Source organism: Citrobacter sp. wls711 (assembly GCF_005281055.1).
In the GTDB taxonomy this organism is placed as follows: Bacteria; Pseudomonadota; Gammaproteobacteria; order Enterobacterales; family Enterobacteriaceae; genus Citrobacter; species Citrobacter gillenii.
On sequence record NZ_SZXC01000072.1, the window covers coordinates 26,267 to 45,611 of the forward strand.

16 protein-coding genes and 3 pseudogenes are annotated in these 19,345 nt (G+C 54.5%); 9 read left to right on the forward strand and 10 right to left on the reverse strand.

All coding sequences use genetic code 11. The features are described from left to right. The first annotated feature begins 154 nt into the window (after positions 1 to 154). The 4 genes from qseE (at position 155) to glnB (ending at position 4,092) form a co-directional block, all read left to right on the forward strand. Positions 155 to 1,585, forward strand: coding sequence for a two component system sensor histidine kinase QseE/GlrK (gene qseE / locus FDW98_RS20530; RefSeq protein WP_137398949.1), 1,431 nt, complete (start codon positions 155 to 157; stop codon positions 1,583 to 1,585). Positions 1,586 to 1,607: 22 nt separating this feature from the next. Next, complete coding sequence (qseG, locus tag FDW98_RS20535) at positions 1,608 to 2,351, forward strand: two-component system QseEF-associated lipoprotein QseG (RefSeq protein WP_096759355.1); 744 nt, start codon at positions 1,608 to 1,610, stop codon at positions 2,349 to 2,351. Next, complete coding sequence (glrR, locus tag FDW98_RS20540) at positions 2,351 to 3,685, forward strand: two-component system response regulator GlrR (RefSeq protein WP_304571763.1); 1,335 nt, start codon at positions 2,351 to 2,353, stop codon at positions 3,683 to 3,685. Before qseG ends, glrR begins: the two co-directional genes overlap by 1 nt. A 68-nt stretch (positions 3,686 to 3,753) precedes the next feature. Next, positions 3,754 to 4,092, forward strand: coding sequence for a nitrogen regulatory protein P-II (glnB, locus tag FDW98_RS20545; protein WP_002438074.1), 339 nt, complete (start codon positions 3,754 to 3,756; stop codon positions 4,090 to 4,092). A gap of 96 nt (positions 4,093 to 4,188) precedes the next feature. Here glnB and hmpA read toward each other — a convergent pair whose 3' ends face one another. After that, positions 4,189 to 5,379, reverse strand: coding sequence for an NO-inducible flavohemoprotein (gene hmpA / locus FDW98_RS20550; protein WP_096756140.1), 1,191 nt, complete (start codon positions 5,377 to 5,379; stop codon positions 4,189 to 4,191). A gap of 326 nt (positions 5,380 to 5,705) precedes the next feature. On the opposite strand from hmpA, the gene glyA reads away from it, so the two are divergent. Next, positions 5,706 to 6,959: a serine hydroxymethyltransferase gene (glyA, locus tag FDW98_RS20555; RefSeq protein WP_096756142.1), complete on the forward strand. Its 1,254-nt coding sequence runs from the start codon at positions 5,706 to 5,708 to the stop codon at positions 6,957 to 6,959. 92 nt (positions 6,960 to 7,051) lie between these two features. Here glyA and hcaD read toward each other — a convergent pair whose 3' ends face one another. Genes hcaD through hcaE form a run of 5 tightly spaced genes read right to left on the reverse strand, consistent with a single transcriptional unit; the run spans position 7,052 to position 11,269 of the window. After that, positions 7,052 to 8,254, reverse strand: a complete 1,203-nt coding sequence (hcaD, locus tag FDW98_RS20560; RefSeq protein ID WP_096756143.1) for a phenylpropionate dioxygenase ferredoxin reductase subunit — start codon at positions 8,252 to 8,254, stop codon at positions 7,052 to 7,054. A 9-nt stretch (positions 8,255 to 8,263) separates the two neighbouring features. Beyond that, positions 8,264 to 9,076 carry a 3-phenylpropionate-dihydrodiol/cinnamic acid-dihydrodiol dehydrogenase gene (hcaB, locus tag FDW98_RS20565; RefSeq protein ID WP_096756144.1) on the reverse strand — a complete coding sequence of 271 codons (813 nt, stop codon included), beginning with the start codon at positions 9,074 to 9,076 and terminating at the stop codon, positions 8,264 to 8,266. Beyond that, positions 9,076 to 9,393 carry a 3-phenylpropionate/cinnamic acid dioxygenase ferredoxin subunit gene (hcaC, locus tag FDW98_RS20570; protein ID WP_096756145.1) on the reverse strand — a complete coding sequence of 106 codons (318 nt, stop codon included), beginning with the start codon at positions 9,391 to 9,393 and terminating at the stop codon, positions 9,076 to 9,078. Before hcaC ends, hcaB begins: the two co-directional genes overlap by 1 nt. Further along, complete coding sequence (gene hcaF / locus FDW98_RS20575; protein ID WP_096756146.1) at positions 9,393 to 9,911, reverse strand: 3-phenylpropionate/cinnamic acid dioxygenase subunit beta; 519 nt, start codon at positions 9,909 to 9,911, stop codon at positions 9,393 to 9,395. Before hcaF ends, hcaC begins: the two co-directional genes overlap by 1 nt. Then, positions 9,908 to 11,269 (reverse strand): 3-phenylpropionate/cinnamic acid dioxygenase subunit alpha, encoded by a 1,362-nt coding sequence (gene hcaE, locus FDW98_RS20580; protein ID WP_096756147.1) that lies wholly within the window; start codon positions 11,267 to 11,269, stop codon positions 9,908 to 9,910. Before hcaE ends, hcaF begins: the two co-directional genes overlap by 4 nt. A gap of 135 nt (positions 11,270 to 11,404) precedes the next feature. Here hcaE and hcaR point away from each other — a divergent pair, with 135 nt between their 5' ends. Further along, entirely contained in the window at positions 11,405 to 12,286 is an 882-nt protein-coding gene (gene hcaR, locus FDW98_RS20585) for a DNA-binding transcriptional regulator HcaR (protein WP_096756148.1), read from the forward strand. A 4-nt stretch (positions 12,287 to 12,290) separates the two neighbouring features. On the opposite strand, the gene FDW98_RS20590 is transcribed toward hcaR, so the two are convergent. From FDW98_RS20590 to FDW98_RS20605, 4 genes are all read right to left on the reverse strand, one after another. Then, the gene (locus FDW98_RS20590; RefSeq protein ID WP_226794610.1) at positions 12,291 to 13,370 is read right to left on the reverse strand and encodes a fimbrial protein; all 1,080 of its coding nucleotides are present in this window, start codon (positions 13,368 to 13,370) and stop codon (positions 12,291 to 12,293) included. Positions 13,371 to 13,381: 11 nt separating this feature from the next. Next, a complete protein-coding gene (locus FDW98_RS20595; RefSeq protein WP_096756150.1) occupies positions 13,382 to 15,877 on the reverse strand; it encodes a fimbria/pilus outer membrane usher protein in 2,496 nt (831 codons plus the stop codon). Between the two features lie 42 nt (positions 15,878 to 15,919). Beyond that, positions 15,920 to 16,609: a molecular chaperone gene (locus FDW98_RS20600; protein WP_096756151.1), complete on the reverse strand. Its 690-nt coding sequence runs from the start codon at positions 16,607 to 16,609 to the stop codon at positions 15,920 to 15,922. Positions 16,610 to 16,688: 79 nt separating this feature from the next. After that, on the reverse strand, positions 16,689 to 17,261 hold the full coding sequence (locus tag FDW98_RS20605) for a fimbrial protein (protein WP_096756152.1): 573 nt from the start codon (positions 17,259 to 17,261) through the stop codon (positions 16,689 to 16,691). A gap of 234 nt (positions 17,262 to 17,495) precedes the next feature. On the opposite strand from FDW98_RS20605, the pseudogene FDW98_RS20610 reads away from it, so the two are divergent. The 3 pseudogenes from FDW98_RS20610 to FDW98_RS20620 form a co-directional block, all read left to right on the forward strand. After that, positions 17,496 to 17,855, forward strand: a pseudogene (locus FDW98_RS20610) (transposase); the annotation flags it as partial. Positions 17,856 to 17,859: 4 nt separating this feature from the next. Beyond that, positions 17,860 to 18,465 (forward strand): annotated as a pseudogene (locus tag FDW98_RS20615) (tetratricopeptide repeat protein); the annotation flags it as partial. Positions 18,466 to 18,520: 55 nt separating this feature from the next. Beyond that, positions 18,521 to 19,336 (forward strand): annotated as a pseudogene (locus FDW98_RS20620) (aldose 1-epimerase). Positions 19,337 to 19,345 lie beyond the last annotated feature (9 nt).

A 19,345-nucleotide genomic window follows, 5' to 3' on the forward strand; every position in this document is an offset into this window, starting at 1 on the left:
TCTGATATTTGCCTTGTGCATATCAAACTCCGGGCGAAACGTCGAGTTAGGCACCGCCTTATTCCATAACAAAGCCGGGTCATTCCCGGCTTTGTTGTATCTGGCGTTCCCCTCAGTTAGCATCGTCCTATCCCTTTTCGTTGAGAGTAACGCCTTGAAGCGCTGGTCTGTTTTCCCCCGGTCTTTACGTCAGTTGGTTACGCTGGCATTTTTGCTGATCCTGCTGCCTCTGTTAGTTCTGGCCTGGCAGGCATGGCAAAGTCTGAATGCCCTAAGCGCCCAGGCGGCGCTAACCAACCGCACCACGCTGATTGATGCCAGGCGGAGTGAGGCGATGACTAACGCGGCACTGGAGATGGAACGCAGCTATCGGCAATACTGCGTGCTGGATGACCCGACACTGGCGAAGGTTTATCAGGGGCAGCGTGAACGTTACAGCGATATGCTGGATGCCCATGCGGGTGTGTTGCCTGACATCAAACTCTATCAGGCGCTTCGCCAGGATCTGAACGATCTCGCGCAGTTGCAGTGTCAAAACAGCGGCCCCGACAGTGTGGCGGCTGAACGTCTTGAGGCTTTTGCCAATGCCAATACCGAGATGGTGCAGGCCACGCGAACCGTGGTCTTCTCGCGTGGCCAGCAGCTGCAACAAGAAATTGCTGAACGTGGTCAGTTCTTTGGTTGGCAGGCGCTGGTACTGTTTCTCGTTAGCCTGGCGATGGTGCTGCTGTTCACGCGGATGATCATCGGTCCGGTAAAATCCATTGAACGAATGATCAACCGTCTGGGGGAAGGCCGCTCGCTGGGCGATACCGTATCGTTTACCGGTCCGCGAGAGCTGCGATCGGTGGGTCAGCGTATTATCTGGCTGAGTGAGCGCCTGTCGTGGCTTGAATCTCAGCGGCATCAATTTTTACGCCATCTTTCACATGAACTCAAAACGCCGCTGGCGAGCATGCGTGAGGGAACCGAACTGCTGGCCGATCAGGTCGTTGGCCCGCTGACGCCGGAACAAAAAGAAGTTGTCGGAATTTTGGATGACAGCAGCCGCAATCTACAAAAACTGATTGAGCAACTGCTTGATTACAACCGCAAGCTGGCCGATGACGCGATTCAACTGGAAAGGGTTGAAATCGCACCGCTCGTGGAGAGAGTGGTTTCTGCACATAGTCTGCCCGCGCGCGCCAAAATGATACATACTGATGTGGCGCTGGCAGAAAGCGCCTGTCTGGCAGAGCCGGTGCTGTTAACGAGCGTGCTGGACAATCTTTATTCCAATGCGGTGCACTATGGTGCTGAATCCGGTACCATTTGCATCCGCAGCAGCTTGCATGGTGCGACGGTGTACATTGACGTAATGAATACCGGCGATCCGATTCCGCCAGCAGAAAAGACCATGATCTTCGAGCCTTTTTTCCAGGGAAGCCATCAGCGAAAAGGGGCGGTAAAAGGAAGCGGATTAGGACTCAGTATCGCCAGAGATTGCATCCGCCGTATGCGGGGGGAGCTGTACCTGGTCGACGATTATGCGCAAGGCGTTTGTTTTCGCATCGAACTGCCGCTATCTGTGATGAAAAACCATTAAAATGAATCTAAGTCTGGTGAGTATGCCACACGTTGTTGTCCGAATGCTTAAACGACATTTTTTCCGCCGCGCATTATTGCTGAGCTTGCCGTGCCTGGCGCTGGTGGGGTGTGTGCCGAACGCGGTGGATCATATTATCGGCGATCCTTCACAGGAGAAAATTCCGCCCCATCAGTTGGCGGATTACCTTTCAACCGAGTGCGCAGATATCTGGTCACTGCAGGGGCAGTCTACGGATAGCAATCCGTTGTACTGGCTGCGCGCCATGGACTGCGCTGACCGCCTGATGCCGGTTCAGGCCCGTAGCGAAGCCAGTACCCAGCTCACTGACACCTGGCAGGGCGCGTTTAAGCGCGGGATCCTGCTCGCCAGTGCCAATATCACACCGCCGGAAAGACGAGATGTGGTGACGCGACTTGATGCGCTCAGTCCGCAAATTCCGGCGCAGGTACGGCCGCTGTATCAGGTCTGGTTTAGCGGCCAAACTCTGCAGTTACAGTTGGCCGAAGAGCGCATGCGCTACAGCAAACTTCAACAGTCGTCAGACAGCGATCTTGATACGCTGCGTCAGCAGCAACAGCATTTGCAGACGCAGCTCGATCTCACTACCCGCAAACTGGAAAATCTGACCGATATTGAGCGTCAGCTTTCCACGCGCAAGCCTGCCGGCAGTTACAATCCTGATGCGCTGCATGGGAATGAAAAACTCTCCACACCTGACGATGCCGGGGGCACCGGGTCCTCGAGCGAGGAGGTAACGCCATGATAAGCCGTAAACCCGCACATTTGCTGCTGGTCGATGACGATCCGGGATTGTTGAAATTACTCGGCATGCGTTTAACCAGTGAAGGCTACAGCGTCGTGACGGCGGAAAGCGGGCAGGAAGGGTTACGGGTGCTTAACCGTGAAAAGGTGGATCTGGTCATCAGCGATCTGCGCATGGATGAAATGGACGGCATGCAGTTGTTTACCGAAATCCAGAAAGTCCAGCCGGGTATGCCGGTTATTATCCTGACCGCGCATGGTTCAATTCCGGATGCGGTAGCTGCAACTCAGCAGGGCGTGTTTAGTTTTCTGACCAAACCGGTCGATAAAGACGCGTTATACAACGCCATTGACGGGGCGCTGGAACAATCTGCCCCGGCGACCGATGACGGCTGGCGCGAATCGGTTGTCACCCGCAGCCCGTTGATGCTGCGTCTGTTAGAGCAGGCGCGTATGGTGGCGCAATCGGACGTCAGCGTGCTGATTAACGGCCAAAGCGGTACCGGCAAAGAAATTTTTGCCCAGGCTATCCATAACGCCAGCCCGCGCGGCAGCAAACCTTTTATTGCGATTAACTGCGGCGCGTTGCCGGAACAATTGCTCGAGTCCGAGCTGTTTGGTCATGCGCGTGGCGCGTTTACCGGGGCGGTGAGCAATCGTGAGGGGCTATTTCAGGCCGCCGAGGGCGGGACGCTGTTTCTGGATGAGATAGGCGATATGCCCGCGCCATTGCAGGTGAAATTGCTGCGTGTGTTGCAGGAGCGTAAAGTTCGCCCCCTTGGCAGCAACCGTGATATCGACATTGACGTGCGGATTGTCTCCGCAACGCACCGCGACTTACCCAAAGCGATGGCGCGGGGCGAATTCCGTGAGGATCTCTACTACCGCCTTAACGTGGTGAGCCTGAAGATCCCGCCGCTGGCTGAACGTACGGAAGACATTCCCTTGCTGGCGAACCATCTGCTGCGTCAGTCCGCCGAACGGCACAAACCGTTTGTGCGCGCATTCTCGACTGATGCCATGAAGCGTTTAATGACCGCCAGCTGGCCGGGCAACGTGCGTCAACTGGTCAACGTGATCGAACAATGCGTGGCGCTCACTTCATCGCCAGTGATCAGTGACGCGCTGGTGGAGCAGGCGCTGGAAGGTGAAAATACCGCCTTGCCAACCTTTGTTGAAGCGCGTAACCAGTTTGAACTGAACTACCTGCGTAAGCTGCTGCAAATAACCAAAGGCAACGTGACCCACGCAGCGCGAATGGCGGGGCGCAACCGCACCGAATTCTATAAATTGCTTTCTCGACACGAGCTGGATGCAAACGACTTTAAAGAGTAGCACCGTAAATACGACTGATTTATGATACGGTGAGCAGCCGGTTACGCGATAAAAACGACAGGAAAACCATGAAAAAGATTGATGCGATTATTAAACCCTTCAAGCTCGACGACGTCCGCGAAGCGCTGGCAGAAGTGGGCATTACCGGTATGACCGTAACGGAAGTGAAAGGCTTTGGCCGTCAGAAGGGCCATACCGAGCTGTACCGTGGTGCGGAGTACATGGTGGATTTTCTGCCGAAGGTAAAAATTGAAATTGTGGTTACCGACGACATCGTGGATACCTGTGTCGATACCATTATTCGCACGGCTCAAACGGGTAAAATTGGCGACGGTAAGATTTTTGTCTTTGACGTGGCACGCGTGGTGCGTATCCGTACTGGCGAAGAAGACGACGCAGCAATTTAAGCCGCGCCGTGCTTGTCGGATGGCGGTGTAAACACCTTATCAGGCCTACAAAATCCCGTAGGCCTGATAAGCGCAGCGCCATCAGGCATGACGTAATTACAGGACTTTATGCGGACCGAAGCATTCGTAATGAATATTCTCGTTCTTCACGCCCAGACCGATCAGCTGCTTCGCGGCAAACTGCATAAAGCCGACCGGACCGCACAGATAAAACTGCATCGCCGGGTCGCTGATTGCACCTTCCAGTTTATTCAGATCCATCAGGCCCACGCTGTCATACGCGCCTTTTTCACGGTCTGCTTCATTCGGTTCACGATACCAGGTGTGGGCACTAAAGCGCGGCAGTGTGTTGCCCAGCTCCTTCACTTCATCAGCAAAGGCATGCACATCGCCGTTTTCTGCCGCGTGGAACCAGTTTACCAGCGCCGTGTGTCCAGCTTTCGCCAGTGTATCCAGCATTGCCAGCATCGGGGTCTGACCAACGCCTGCGGAAATCAGCGACACCGGAGTATCGGTGGCGACATCCATAAAGAAATCGCCTGCCGGTGCGGCTAAATGAACGATGTCACCGACTTTCGCATGATTATGCAGCCAGCTTGAAACCTGACCGCCGTCTTCACGCTTAACTGCAATGCGGTAGCCCTTGCCATCTGGTTTGCGGGTCAGAGAGTACTGACGAATTTCCTGATGCGGGAAACCTTCCGGCTTAAGCCAGACGCCCAGATACTGGCCCGGATGGTATTCAGCCACCGCACCGCCGTCGACGGGTTCAAATTCAAAGCTGGTAATTAATGCGCTACGCGGCGTTTTTGCCACAATGCGGAAGGGACGAGTCCCTTCCCAGCCGCCATTTTTGTTGGCGTTCTCACTGTAAATCTGCGCTTCGCGGTTGATGAAGACGTTAGCCAGCACGCCATACGCTTTACCCCACGCGTCCAGCACTTCTTGCCCTGGGCTGAACATCTCGTCCAGCGTTGCCAGCAGGTGACCGCCCACGATGTTGTACTGCTCAGGCTGAATCTGGAAGCTGGTATGCTTCTGGGCAATTTTTTCGACCGCAGGCAACAGTGCCGCCAGGTTGTCGATATTGCTGGCGTAAGCGGCGATAGCGTTAAACAACGCTTCACGCTGATCGCCATTACGCTGGTTACTCATGTTGAAAATTTCTTTGAGTTCCGGGTTATGCGTAAACATGCGATCGTAGAAATGGGCGGTCAGTTTCGGGCCGGTTTCGACCAGCAGGGGAATAGTGGCTTTCACTGTAGCGATGGTTTGTGCGTCAAGCATACGGTCTTCCTTTATCTGAGGCTTTAATGATGTATGTCAAATACATCTTATAAAAAATACCCCTGCATTGTAAATGGTTCTTTGTAACTTTGCGTTGTAAAGGTTACAACTTGAAAAATCTGCATCACAAACCTGAAAAGAAATCCGTTGAAATTTGCCATGTCATTATTCTCCAAAGCCTTGTGTGCTGTGAAGGTAATCGTTTGCGTAAAATCCTTTGTCAAGACCTGTTATCGAAGATTGATTCGGTTATACTGTTGACCGTCGTCCAACAGGACTGCCTTTTTAGGCCGAAATTCTATTGTTAGCTGAGTCAGGAGATGCGGATGTTAAAGCGTGAAATGAACATTGCCGATTATGATGCCGAACTGTGGCAGGCTATGGAGCAGGAAAAAGTACGTCAGGAAGAGCACATCGAACTGATCGCCTCCGAAAACTACACCAGCCCGCGTGTCATGCAGGCGCAGGGTTCTCAGCTGACCAACAAATACGCTGAAGGTTATCCGGGCAAGCGCTACTACGGCGGTTGCGAGTATGTGGATATCGTTGAACAACTGGCGATTGACCGCGCGAAAGAGCTATTTGGTGCCGACTACGCTAACGTCCAACCGCACTCCGGTTCTCAGGCTAACTTCGCGGTCTATACTGCGCTGCTGCAGCCGGGCGATACCGTTCTGGGTATGAACCTGGCGCAAGGCGGTCACCTGACTCACGGTTCCCCGGTTAACTTCTCCGGCAAGCTGTACAACATCGTTCCTTACGGCATCGATGAATCCGGCAAGATTGACTACGAAGACATGGCTAAGCAGGCTCAGGCCCACAAACCGAAGATGATTATCGGTGGCTTCTCTGCGTACTCCGGTGTGGTTGACTGGGCAAAAATGCGTGAAATCGCTGACAGCATCGGTGCATACCTGTTCGTCGACATGGCGCACGTTGCCGGTCTGATTGCCGCAGGCGTTTACCCGAACCCGGTTCCACACGCTCACGTTGTGACCACCACGACCCACAAAACCCTGGCGGGTCCGCGCGGCGGCCTGATCCTGGCAAAAGACGGCAGCGAAGAGCTGTACAAAAAACTGAACTCCGCAGTGTTCCCAAGCGCACAGGGCGGCCCGCTGATGCACGTGATCGCGGCAAAAGCTGTGGCGCTGAAAGAAGCGATGGAGCCAGAGTTCAAAGTTTACCAGCAGCAGGTTGCGAAAAACGCCAAAGCGATGGTTGAAGTGTTCCTGAACCGCGGCTACAAAGTGGTTTCTGGCGGCACTGAAAACCACCTGTTCCTGCTGGATCTGGTCGACAAAAACTTGACCGGTAAAGAAGCCGATGCGGCGCTGGGCCGTGCGAACATCACGGTTAACAAAAACAGCGTACCGAACGATCCGAAGAGCCCGTTTGTGACTTCCGGCGTGCGTATCGGTTCTCCGGCGGTAACGCGTCGCGGCTTCAAAGAAGCAGAAGTGAAAGAACTGGCTGGCTGGATGTGTGACATTCTGGACAACATCAATGATGAAGCCACTATCGAACGCGTGAAAGCAAAAGTGCTGGATATCTGCGCTCGCTTCCCGGTTTACGCATAAGTCATACGGATTGCCGGATGGCGGTGTAAACACCTTATCCGGCCTACATATGAGTAACTTGTAGGCCGGATAAACGCAGTGCCATCCGGCAGTTATATCGACTTAAGCGTCACCGACTCATCAAGTAAAGCCGCTAACAGCGGCTTTTTCTTTGCCTGAATCCATTTGCGCAGCTGCCGCATTTCTCGTCCCTGGTTGAGCGTTACTGCGCCGACTATCACCTCGTTTTGAAGGTTAAACCAGATAGCCTTGCCGTCATCTGGACTGCCGCGCACGACCCAGCTATCACCGCGCATATCGCCAATAAACTGCAGGTTGTCGCTGAACTGATCGGTCCAGAACCAGGGCGGAGGTAGCGTCGGGAGTGTCAGCCCCAGCATGGCTGCCGCGGCAGTTTGCGCCTGATTATTGGCGTTTTCCCAGCTTTCGCAACGTTGCAGCGTACCGTCTGGCGAACGCTGTACTGCCACATCTCCGGCGGCAAAAATGTTCGGATCGACGGTTCTGCACGACGCATCGATGATAATGCCGTTTGCCACATCAAGACCCGCATCACGGGCAAGCCCGTCGTTGGCGACAATCCCGATACCGTAGATCACGCTATTAACCTGAAGCTGTTCGCCACGTTGCAGCGTGAGGGCGATGCGTTCCCCGCCCGCCACCTGTTCAATCGCATTATTCAGCAGCAAATGTACGCCAGCCTGCTGGTGGCGGGCGGTCAGATAACGTTGTATCGGCGGTGGCGCGTTGCGGCCCATCACCGTGGCAGCCAGTTCAATGACGGTGACCTGACAACCGCGCTGCGTAGCGCTGGCAGCCAGCTCAAGTCCGATGGTTCCGGCTCCAACAATGGCGATCGACTGCCCGGGGCTGAGCGCGTCTCGCAGACGCGCTGCATCTCCGGCGTGGCGCAGCGTGAAGCTGCGGTCACCGAGCATATCCAGTAATGGGAACGGGCGTGCCGCTGCACCTGTGGCAATCAGTAATTGATCCCACGGGTAGGTCTGTCCGTCAGCCAGTACCAGCGTTTGCGTTTCTCGCCCGAGCGTTTGAACGGTGACGCCCAGATGCAGCTGAACATTATTATCCCGCCACCAGTCTGCGTTCAGCACCGGCTGCAGCTGCGGCGCGTCGTCCAACAGCATGGTTTTGGAAAGTGGAGGGCGTTCGTAGGGCAGATGCGGTTCATCGGAAAACAGATGGATCTCGCCGTCAAACCCCTGTTGACGCAGTGCGGCTGCCGCCATTGCCGCGGCCTGTCCGCCGCCGACAATGGCGATGCTATTGTGGTACATAATGCCTCCTCAGAGATCCAGTCCGGCGGCAACGTGACGAATACCACGAATGCCCAGCCCGGCGTCGGCATTGATCATCACGCCGCTTAGCGTGCGGTTATTGCGCCGTGACGCCAGCATCACATACGGGCCGGTAAAATCTTCCGGCTCCGGGAAAAACTGCAGCGGCAAAATGGCGGCAATTTTTTCCGGCGTTAGCGACTGCATAATCGATGTATCGCTCTGACCCAGCGCCTGCGGGCCGCGCAGGTCGGTCGCCATACCGCATGGCCCCACGCCGTTGACGCGAACTTTGGGTGCCAGCTCGTAGGCTAACTGGCGAATCAGACCGGTTGCTGCATGCTTGCTGGCGGTATACAGCGGACCGCCGCCGCTGGGGTACCATGCCGCGTTGGACAGGGTAAAAATGATGCTGCCTTCGCTGGCGATAAGCGCGGGGGCGCAGGCTTTGGCCCCCAACAGATAACCCAGCACGTTGACATTGAATAACTCGTGAAAACCGGTCTCCAGCGCCTCGGCTGAGGTGTTCACCAGCGAGGCGTTATGATCCCATATCCCTGCGTTGCCGATAAAGCAATCGAGCGTACCGTACCGCGTGAGAATGTTATCCACCGCGTGCTGATAGTCGTCGTAGCAGGTGACATTCCCCTCCACCGCCAGCACATGCTCACCAAAACGCTGGCGCAGGTAGGCGACTTTGGCGGCGGAGAGCTCCAGCGTTGCGACCCGCGCACCTTCTTCAATAAAGCGCTCGACCAGCGCCAGGCCAAGACCGGAACCGCCGCCGGTAATAAAGACGACGTTATCGCGTAAATCGCTCATCAGGCCCCCTCAGGCATATCAATAAATACCTCGCCGCCTTCCACGTGCACCGCATAAGTGGTCAGCGGATCGGTGGCGGGCAGGCACAGCGCTTTGCCGGTTTTCAGGCAGAAACTGGCGGCGTGCAGTGGGCACTCCACGGTGGCATCGTCTTCCAGATACCCTTCCGACATCGAGGCATTACCGTGGCTGCAGCGGTCGTTAATGGCATAAAACGCACCGCCAACGTTAAACAACGCGATGACCGGCGAGGTGTCGAGCCGCAGCGCTTCACCCTCCGGCAAATCCCCTACGGGGCAGGCAAATACACGATTCATCAGAACAGTACACTCAGGTTATGGGAGGAGATCACCGCCTGATCCAGCACGATCTCACGCTCCAGTAAACGCCACTCATCGCCCGGCAAGCGGCGTACTTTGTCTACGCGCATGCCAACGTATAAGGTTTCATCCCGCTCTTTTTGCGCGCGAGACAGCAGGTAGTTCAGCCGGACGCGAAACACATCGGGAACGTCGGTTTCACTGACCTGACAGTTAGTGATCAGATGCCGGGTGCGCGACGGCGGCTCTTCCGCCCAGGCCATGCCGGTTTCCAGACGTGCAATGCGGCGCTCGAGCTGATCTTTGTTGTCGTTGAAAATCCAGGTGGTCGGCGGCTGCACCCCTTTGCGGCGGTCGCGAGTCTGGGCATTCACCGTCGTACGCATGGTGTAACGGATCTCGTCGTCAAGCTGCGCCAGCCAGTCGCGAAACTTCCAGTCATCCAGCAAGCTGGCTTCGTGGTAGAGAAACTGGGTAATGCGATGATGCAGTTCCAGAGAAACTAACGCGCTCATTTCATTACCTCCTGCTGGTAAGCGGTGGTTTTTTCCTGCACTTCCTGCCAGCTTTCGCTGCTTAGCAAATCGGCCCAACGCTGGTACATGCCGCGTGCGGCGGTTTCCGAGAAGATGTAGTTGGTGATCCCCGGAATGCCGTCTTCACGACGTTTTTCCTGACCTAAGCCCATTTCCAGACACAGCTGGCTGTTCCGCGCGCGGTGGCCTTTGAGCAGCTTCTGGATCTCGCACCAGTTTTCTGAATCATCTTGTTCAAGAAAACCGGCCGGGCCGAAGGCGCGCGTGGCGCTGTTTTCAAAGGCCGCTTTAACCTCATCGGAAGCGGCTTTGTCCGCGATACAGAACGCCCATACTTCAACCTGGTCCGGCCCGCGAGGGTGCCAGATACGCAGCGTGGCGGTACCGTTGAGCCAGGACAGCGTCGGGAAAATGTTGTTATGACCTGCCAGACGCAGGGCGCGAACCTTGCCCAGTCGCTGCTCGGCTTCGGCGTAGGTGTCGCGATAGTAGCTGGAGACGTCGCCGTCGACCCAGACGTTGGCATCGGGATTTTCAGTAAAGAAAAATCCGCTGCCGTGCCCATCCTGACCGAACTGCAGTGCATCTTTGGCGGTTTCCCACACCGGACGTGCGGTTTGCCCGTCGCCGAGGCGTTTGTCGCTGCCGTCATCTTTGGCGCCGAGCACCTGCACGGCAGAAGCGTGGCTGAACAACGCGTGATACTGGTCGCTGGCGAACTGCTCAGCGGGGAATTTCCAGTTGCAGTCGATCACCCATTTCTGTACGCCGCCAACGATTTCAGTGCCGCCTTCGCGGCGATCCAGCACGCCGTCCAGGTACCAGGCGATGTCGCCGAGATAATCACGCAGCGCAGGCGCGGTGGTGTCCCAGTTGCCGAAGATTAGCCCCTTGTAGCTCTCGACGCCGGGCACTTCGTTCAGCCCCCAATGGGACTTGCACAGACCTTGCGGGTAGGCGCGTGGCTCCAGCGGCACGTCAATCAGCTCGCCGTTAATGCCGTAAGACCAACCGTGGTACGGACAGGTAAAAGCGCGGGTATTGCCGCAGTCAGCGTAGCTGACACGCATGGCGCGGTGTCGGCACTGATTGAGAAAGGCTTTGATGCTGCCGTCTTTTTGTCGCACGACCACCACCGCATCCTCGCCCATCCAGGTATTGAAAAAGTCACCCGGCTTCGGGATCTGACTTTCATGAGCGAGAAACAGCCAGCAGCGTCCGAAGATGCGTTCCAGTTCCAGTTGGTAAATGTCAGGGTCGGTATAAATCCGTGGGGTTACGCGACCATTTTGCGTGTCGATCAGTGAGTAGATGTCTAAATTTGAGGGTGTGGTCATATTTTTTAATCCCGAAAGCTAAGATGTATTGACCTTCTTTTTTTGTACCTCAAGGATGTTGCTGGTTAGTTATCAATCTGTGAAATAGTAAATATCTACCAGCTGAGACGTTTTTTCGATAACAAGGAGCAGGGTATGGAACTGAGGCACTTACGCTATTTCGTCGCGGTGGCGCAGGCGCTGAATTTCACCCGTGCGGCAGAGAAGTTGCATACCTCTCAGCCGTCGTTAAGCAGCCAGATCCGCGATCTGGAAGCCTGCATCGGGGTGACGCTGCTGGTGCGGGATAAACGCAAAGTCGCGCTGACTGCAGCAGGGGAATGCTTTTTGCAGGATGCGCTGGCGATCCTTGAACAGGCAGAAAATGCCAAAATTCGCGCCCGTAAGGCGGTGCAGGAAGACTGTCATTTCTCGATTGGGTTTGTCCCTTCCGCGGAGGTGAATCTGCTGCCGAAGGTGCTGCCGCTGTTTCGTTTAAAACAACCGGACACACATATTGAACTGGTGAGCCTGATAACCACTGAGCAGGAAGAGAAAATTCTGCGCGGCGAGCTGGATGTTGGCTTAATGCGCCATCCGATTTACAGCTCGGAACTCGACTATCTGGAACTGATTCATGAGCCGCTGGTCGTGGTACTGCCGGTTAACCACCCGTTAGCCAGCGAGAAAACGATTTCAGCCCAGCAGCTGAACGGCGTGAACTTTGTCAGTACCGATCCGGCCTATTCCGGCGCGTTGGCGAAGATTGTCAGAGCGTGGTTTCAACAGCAGGAAAGCCAACCCAATATTGTGCAGGTCGCCACCAATATTCTGGTGACTATGAACCTGGTTGGTATGGGGTTGGGGGTGACTTTGATACCCGGTTATATGAATAATTTTAATACCGGCCAGGTGGTTTTTCGCCCTATTGCCGGTGATGTACCGACCATCGCGTTGCTGATGGCATGGAAAAAGGGCGAACTGAAGCCCGCCCTGCGAGATTTTATCGAGCTGGCGCAGCGCCAGCCGATGGTTTGAGATGCTACTTCACAACAACGGTGATGGTCGCGGTACCGCTAAATTTTCCTGGTGCGGGTGTTCCGCCGAGCAGATTAACCGGCCAGGCTTTCAGGTTGACGGCACCCCGACCGGAAGCATCGATACTGATCAACCCATTTGTGAACGGGATATCGATATTACTGCTGCCGCCATCGATACGGGCCATTCTCACACCGATGTCAGGGACGTTATCGCCCTCCCGGCGGCGGGCGACTAACGTGTATTGATTAACCACATCGTCGCCATCAATTCTTATTTCCATGTCATTTTTGATATCTGAGGTATCGCCACAGTCATAGCGGATGTCAAAACTGACCGGCGTATAGCCGTCCGGCATCATGTTTTTGGTGGTGAAGCGTTGGGCATTGATAAAACCGAGATCGACATGAATCTTGTCGCCCTGGTTGATTTTACAGTCCTGAGGCACGGTAATGCTCCCCTGGATATGCAGTTCAGCGATATCCTCCATAATACTCATCGACTGAAAGCTAGACGTCGTACTCCATCCGGCCTGAACCGCTGCGACCACTGTGTCCGGGATCACCAGTTCCCCCAGAAAGGATTTGGTGACGTACAACGTAAAACGGGTATTCGCGCCGATCGTCACGGGGGCGGCGCGAATGTCAGTCGGATCCGCCGTACACACACTGCCTTTGCTGCTGCTGGGGCTGTAAGAGCCACTTTCCTGGATGGGTTTCGTGTTCAGTGGCGTGACGGCTGTTGCGCCGGGAATATCGTCAACTTCGGTTTTTATATCCAGATTATCATTGAGCCGGTAATAGTTGTTGAGTTTACCTTTTTGCGATAGCGCGCTGTTGACCGTGTAGAACAGGCCCACTCTTGTCCCTGCATCACAACTGCAATCTATTTGATAGGCGCTTCCCGTGAGTGGTGTTGGCAATTCCTGCGTCGTATCGGCGACGTTCTCTGCTTGTGTCCAGTCTTTGGTTACATTTGCGCTATAACTGCCTTTTGCGGAGCAAGCTCCGGAGATCGCGTAGGCCGGGGTCGTCAATAGCGCCAGTAGCATGGCAATAATGGTGGTTGGCATCCTGTTTTTCATCGACTGCTTCCTTATTGACATAGTGCACTCCCATTCTGTATGGCGGCGCTGCTATCGGTATTTTCCGGCAGGCTGAAGGTGAATTGGCACTGTTGATCCGGCTGGTTGCCCCAGCGAACGGACCAGTTCTGCGGCTGGCTGTTCACTCCGGTGATGTACAGCACGCCGCCTTCATCGACGATACTTTGCTGCGCCTGACTGCTGGCCACGGCGCCAAAGGGCAGCGCTTTCCCGCGGGCGTCGGTAAGCTTCAGCAGCACGCGGTAGCCGGTTTGGGCGATAAAATGCGCTGTAACGGCGGCACCCCGGTTAGGCACCACGGTGCGTACGGTTTCGGTGACATCGACGTTATCTGGCATTTGCGTGGTGTCGAGAGCGATGGCGTTTTCCTGATACGCTGTCAGGTAAGGGATAACGGCATAGCCAAAATAGTCGGTGGCGATACCGGGATAGTTTTTCACCCGGATCCCGGCCGCGCCGTTGGCGTCAATCAGCGCAAAGGCATTGCCCAGCGGCTGCGACAGCGTCACGCCATGGCGATGGGCGACGACACCGCCGGACAGACCGTAGCTTAGTTGACGGTTATCGCTGCTGTAGTCATAGCCCGCATTCACGGTGCCGTAGGCGGAACGGTAGCTGCCGTACAGGCTGCTGCTGTCTGCATCGTCGCCCTGGCTCTGCCGCTGCTTCAGGTTGTAGCTCAGTCGATTATCTTCCAACAGCGAGCCGTTAATACCCACCTCGTGCTGGGTGGCGCGATTGCGCTGGTCGGTGGTGCGCCAGGTTGCCTGGGCGTGCGACAGCCAGCGATCAAGCGGCACGCTCAGGCTGAGCGACAGCGTGCGATCGTCATCCCGATCCTGCGAATCGGTAAACTGACCGCTGAGGTTATAGCTCACGCCCCACAGATTGCCGTTCAGGCCAATGGACAGATTTTTATCCTGCCGTCCGCGATCCCAGTACTCCTGCTGTGAGCCGGAGGCGTAGAAGCTGATGCCGGCTAATAGCGACTGGTTAATGCTGAACTGGGCTTCGTTGCGCAGGCGGTCGTCGGCGCTGATATCCTTCTGGTTGGCATCGGAGAAGTTGAAAAAGCCGCTGCTGGTGTAGCGGTAGTAGCTTAGCGATACGCTGGTACCGCTTTCTGGTATCTCTTTGATGTACTGAGTACGCCAGCTGTAGCCGTGATAATTTTCATCGTTATTAAGTTCGGTATCCGCGCGGCTGACGTCCATTGATACGGCCCCCAGCATACCCAACGTAGAGCCGAGCCCCAGCGCCAGTGCGCGATAGTCTTGCGAGGCGTTGAGGCCACTGTAGAGCGTTAAAAAATTGTTCAGACCATAACTGGCGGTGCTTTCAAGGAATTCCGGTTCGTTGCTGTCCTGTGCACTGGCGGCGCGAAAGCGCCCGGTGGTGACGCTGTATTTTAGATAGCCTGGTCTTTGCATCTGCGGCAGCGCGGAGAACGGCTGGACGAAGTGTCGCACGCTGCCGTCGGCCTCTTCGATCGTGATGTCTAAATCGCCGCTGAACGAAGAAGGGTAGAGGTCGTTGATTTCAAAAGCGCCGGCTGGAACAGCGCTTTGGTACAACGTGTAGCCGTTTTGTTGTACCGTGACGATGGCGCTGGAGTTGGCGATGCCGCGAATGGTCGGCGCAAAGCCGCGCTGGCTGTTCGGCAACATGGTTTCATCGGAGTACAGCCGCATACCGGTAAACTGATAGCTGGTGAATACCGTGCCTTCTGTTGCGCTTTCGCCGATCACCAACTGCGATTTCAGGCTTTTGATATCCCGCTGCAGCCAGCTATTAATGCTATCCCAATGCGTGTCGTTATCACTGTGCGTCCAGGTTGAGTAGTTGCGCAGTCGCCAGGGGCCGATGTTGGCGCCATTTTGCATATTCAGGTACTGGCGTTGGTTACTGTCGTTGTCGTACTGGTTTTGCGAACCGCTAAAGTTGTAGTTGGTGAACAGAACCGGCATCCCGTCGTCCCAGCGCGCAGGATCAACATAGCCTCGGGCGTCTCGATAAAGGGCAATCTGCGGTACGCTGAGATTTAGCCGACTATGGTTGATATCAAACTGCGAGACACTGCCGGGAATCGCCTGCGCCAGATTGGCAATTATCGTGCCGTTGTCTTGCTCCGCCAGTTGCGGATAATCGTCGATTTTAAAGCCCAGTTCACGCAGTTGCCCGAGGGTAAACTGAGGAATTAGCTGGTGGTCTTTACCCGCGATAAACGGTAACTTACGCTGGGTGGTTTTCTTTTTATTAATATAAATATCAACGATATAATCGCCAGGGAGTTGAGCGTCATTCTGAGAAAATACTGTCAGATCCACTGCCTGTTGACCGCTTTTCTCTGTTTCCAGTAGGGTTGGGTCAAAGTAGAAGTCACCGGCCCAGGCATGAACCGATGTCAGGCATCCGCTGACGATTGCGCAATGCAGCCAGAATGCGAGCGGCTTCATGGTTGATAAATGCGGCGTTCTTAGCACCATATTGCTTGTCATTCCCTGAAAGCTATCATTGTGAAGCGCGGCTTATTGCAGCGTCCGGGTTTCCGTTTTGGTGGTACCGCCGTAGTCGTTGATGGCGGCCCACTGTACGGTTTTCCCTGCGGCAGCGGAGACCGCCAGCCGTTTATGTTCGCCGGGAGCGATATAGTCGATTTTATTGGTGAGATCGGTTTTCCCTAGCGCAAGACCGGCGAATACGACGTGATAAGCGGATGGGTTATATATATTCAACTCATTGTTTTCATATTTATATTCGAGAGATTTATAAGCATCGTACGGCTTGCCGACTAAATTTTCCGGGCGATAAAATAGTTTGATTCGTGTTTTAAAGACCAACGTCAGCGTATTATTCTCATCGTCAGATTGACTTTTGGCGGGAATGGCGCGAACGTTAATAAAGAAAAGCGACTCTTTATTATTGGCAATATTACCAGATGATTTAATTATTCTTAATGATGAGTCACTACCTGCGTCCAGACGAAAAAGTGGTGGTGTAATAATAAACTGACCGCGCGCCGTTCCCTGCACATTATCGACCCATGACTGCAATAAATAGGGCAGGTTCTCGCTGCGATTTGCCACCGGCAATGCTGCCTCTTTTTTCCCGGCATCGTAGATGACGCGGGTTCTCTCCAGCACAATGCCACCGGCGATGCACTGGCTAATCCAACTGCTCAGCAGTAGTGTCAAAATGAGCAAGGTGTTTTTTTTCATCGCAGTTATCCTTAACCTGGCGTTAGAAAGTATCTCTTTCCCTGCCTATGAAAAGAGGGAAAGAGACGGTGAATGAGGATTAGCGATAGTCGATGGTGACATCAACAGTGGCGTTGGCTTCCCCTGGAGTGATCTGCGCTGAGTCGATGGTGGATACGTAGTAGGCTTGCAGCCCCACGGTTGTGGTGCCGTCAGTTTCAGGAGTAAAACTGACTTCGGGGGTGGTGAGCTTATTGAGCGACATCTGCGTGCCGTCGCTGGCTCTGTCAATACGGATACCGACACCCGTCGCGGCGGTATCTATGCTGCTTACGGCGACCAGATCGTCGTGGTCGGCCACGGTGCCGCCAGCGCGGGTTTCCAGCCACAGTTGGAACGAGTTGTCCGTTGTACCGTCAACGTGCAACCATTCTGCGGTTGGGCAGTTCTTTAGTGGAATATCAACCGGAATGGCTGGAGAACGATCGCCGACGGTTTTAAACTGCGCGGCGGCGTAGTGGCCCAGTTCTACGTTGATAGTATCGCCATTGGCGAATTCACAGGTGCCGGTTAAAATCTCACCCGTAAATTCAATAGTACCGTCCGTTGCCCATGCACTTCCTGCTGAAAGCGCCAGCAGACTGACCGCTATCGATTTTGCAATTTTGTTCATCAAAGTACCTCACTCTTCCATGTAAAATATAAATGAATAGATGATTAATGTTTATTTAGATTATACAAAATAATATTAATTTTTGAGGGGATAGTATTACATATGTGCTTTCTGTGTATTTGTTGTGAGCCCTTTTTCGGATTTTATTTATGCCAGAAATTACGCTGGTGTTTACTGTTATTAATATATACCCGTGATCATTGAAGATGCTTGATTTTTCAGCAACAGGAGATCATGCTGTCCACCATGAAAATATTCATCACTGACCAACAAAAAGCTGAACTTGAGCGCCTTCATGATTCCAGTCGTGATAAGCGTGTTTGTGATCGTATTAAAGCCATTCTTCTGGCTTCCGAAGGCTGGAGTTCGGCCATGATCGCTCAGGCTTTGCGCCTGCATCAGACAACCGTTGACCACCATATCAGCGAATTTCTGAACAAAGGGAAGCTGAAACCCGAAAATGGCGGCTCGGACAGCAAACTCAGTGCTGAACAAACGGCCTTTTTAATCAGCCAGCTATCCAATAATTTGTTTCACCATACCCGCGATGTTATTGCGTTTGTCACCCGGACATGGAACATCATTTTCAGCATTACTTAGCAACAATTCGCCGTCTTATCTGCAAAGTGCGCAGCGCTGTTTTGCCAACCGTGTGCGTTTCCCTAACACCCTCGACGAAGTAGTGATGTTGCAATCTCTGCAACAGGATGCTTTTGCTTGTTATTTGCTTGGCTGCTTCTGGTACAGCAAGCGTCGGTATGATGAGGCTATCGCCTGCTGGCAGCAGACGCTGGTACTTTAGCCAGATTTTGCGCCGGCACACCGCCTGCTGGGGATTTACGCCTGGAATAAACAGCATAATGCCCAACTGGCGAGCCAGTATTTACAACAAGCGGTGGCGCTGGAGCCGGAAAATGCGCGTTTCCTGTTTGAACTGGATTACCTGCAAAAACAGCAGGGGGACTCCGGCCTGAGCGCGGGACGTTACTACAACGATCAGCCCGCTGACTATCTGTTCTGGTAAGGAATAGCGATGAGGAAGAGCGGTGAGCATCAGCAGGCAGATGCCCATTTCCAGGGCTACCTTGGACTGGGCAAGCGTTATGCCTGTCAGAATGCCTTGACGCTACTGCTGACGCTGAACCCGGCCCATGATAAAGCGCTGCTGATAAGCCATGCGTTGGTAAGCGGTCTCTTTGACTAACCTGGCTGCCGGGCGGGAAACCGTCCGGCACTCACGAGACGTAGCAATGACGTGAATACGATTACAGAATGCGGCGCTTGAGGCTGAAATTGATGCGCAAGGCGCAAAGGTGGAGCGGCTTATCTTTCGCTCTCATCAGTCGCCGGTACTTCATGAAAACCCGGCGGGCGCAATGTTCCCCATGTTACCGCTGGCTAACCGGGTGGCAGGTAATCGCTTTCTGCTGCGGGGGGAAGAGGTGGTTTTGCCGCAGCATGAGGCGGACGATAAATTCTTCTTACACGGTGACGGCTGGCTGCGGCGCTGGGACGTGGTTAATGCGACTCAAAGCGGCTGTTTGCTGCGCTTACGCGGCTGGCATCCGTGCGGTTACGACTATACGGCGTAGCTGTGCTATCAACTGGAAGCGACCAGCCTGCATGCCTCGTTGACCCTCACCCACAGCGGTGAACGACCGATGTTGTACGGCTGTGGCTTCCATCCGTTTTTTGCCTTTGATGCGCGCAGTACGGCGCAGTTTTCGGCCAGCGGCTACTGGCCGGAGGGGGAGCAACACCTGCCGTTACCCTGGCAGCACGATATCCCACCCGCGGCTGATTTCACTCGCGCACAGTATGGCGAGGACGCCTGGCTGAACGTGGGGTATTCCGGCTGGGGTGGGCAGGCGGTCATTCAACGTGATGTGATGAAGCTCACGATTTTAGCGCAAACTCCGTGGCTTATGCTGTTCAGAATGTCGGGTGAGGAGTTCATTTGCCTCGAACCGCAGACGCATCCGGTGAATGCCCACCACATGCCGGGCCAGCCGGGGTTACGCCTTTTAGCACAGGGCGAACAGTGCCATTTTGCGCTGCAAATTCGCGTAGAATAGGGCAATTAT

What these genes read in the sequence shown, in the direction of transcription:
- qseG (WP_096759355.1), top strand. Translation starts at nt 1,608, where the DNA reads ATGCCACACGTTGTTGTCCGAATGCTTAAACGACATTTTTTCCGCCGC.
- glnB (WP_002438074.1), top strand. Translation starts at nt 3,754, where the DNA reads ATGAAAAAGATTGATGCGATTATTAAACCCTTCAAGCTCGACGACGTC.
- hmpA (WP_096756140.1), bottom strand. Translation starts at nt 5,379, where the DNA reads ATGCTTGACGCACAAACCATCGCTACAGTGAAAGCCACTATTCCCCTG.
- glyA (WP_096756142.1), top strand. Translation starts at nt 5,706, where the DNA reads ATGTTAAAGCGTGAAATGAACATTGCCGATTATGATGCCGAACTGTGG.
- hcaD (WP_096756143.1), bottom strand. Translation starts at nt 8,254, where the DNA reads ATGTACCACAATAGCATCGCCATTGTCGGCGGCGGACAGGCCGCGGCA.
- hcaB (WP_096756144.1), bottom strand. Translation starts at nt 9,076, where the DNA reads ATGAGCGATTTACGCGATAACGTCGTCTTTATTACCGGCGGCGGTTCC.
- hcaC (WP_096756145.1), bottom strand. Translation starts at nt 9,393, where the DNA reads ATGAATCGTGTATTTGCCTGCCCCGTAGGGGATTTGCCGGAGGGTGAA.
- hcaF (WP_096756146.1), bottom strand. Translation starts at nt 9,911, where the DNA reads ATGAGCGCGTTAGTTTCTCTGGAACTGCATCATCGCATTACCCAGTTT.
- hcaE (WP_096756147.1), bottom strand. Translation starts at nt 11,269, where the DNA reads ATGACCACACCCTCAAATTTAGACATCTACTCACTGATCGACACGCAA.
- hcaR (WP_096756148.1), top strand. Translation starts at nt 11,405, where the DNA reads ATGGAACTGAGGCACTTACGCTATTTCGTCGCGGTGGCGCAGGCGCTG.
- FDW98_RS20590 (WP_226794610.1), bottom strand. Translation starts at nt 13,370, where the DNA reads ATGAAAAACAGGATGCCAACCACCATTATTGCCATGCTACTGGCGCTA.
- FDW98_RS20595 (WP_096756150.1), bottom strand. Translation starts at nt 15,877, where the DNA reads ATGGTGCTAAGAACGCCGCATTTATCAACCATGAAGCCGCTCGCATTC.
- FDW98_RS20600 (WP_096756151.1), bottom strand. Translation starts at nt 16,609, where the DNA reads ATGAAAAAAAACACCTTGCTCATTTTGACACTACTGCTGAGCAGTTGG.
- FDW98_RS20605 (WP_096756152.1), bottom strand. Translation starts at nt 17,261, where the DNA reads ATGAACAAAATTGCAAAATCGATAGCGGTCAGTCTGCTGGCGCTTTCA.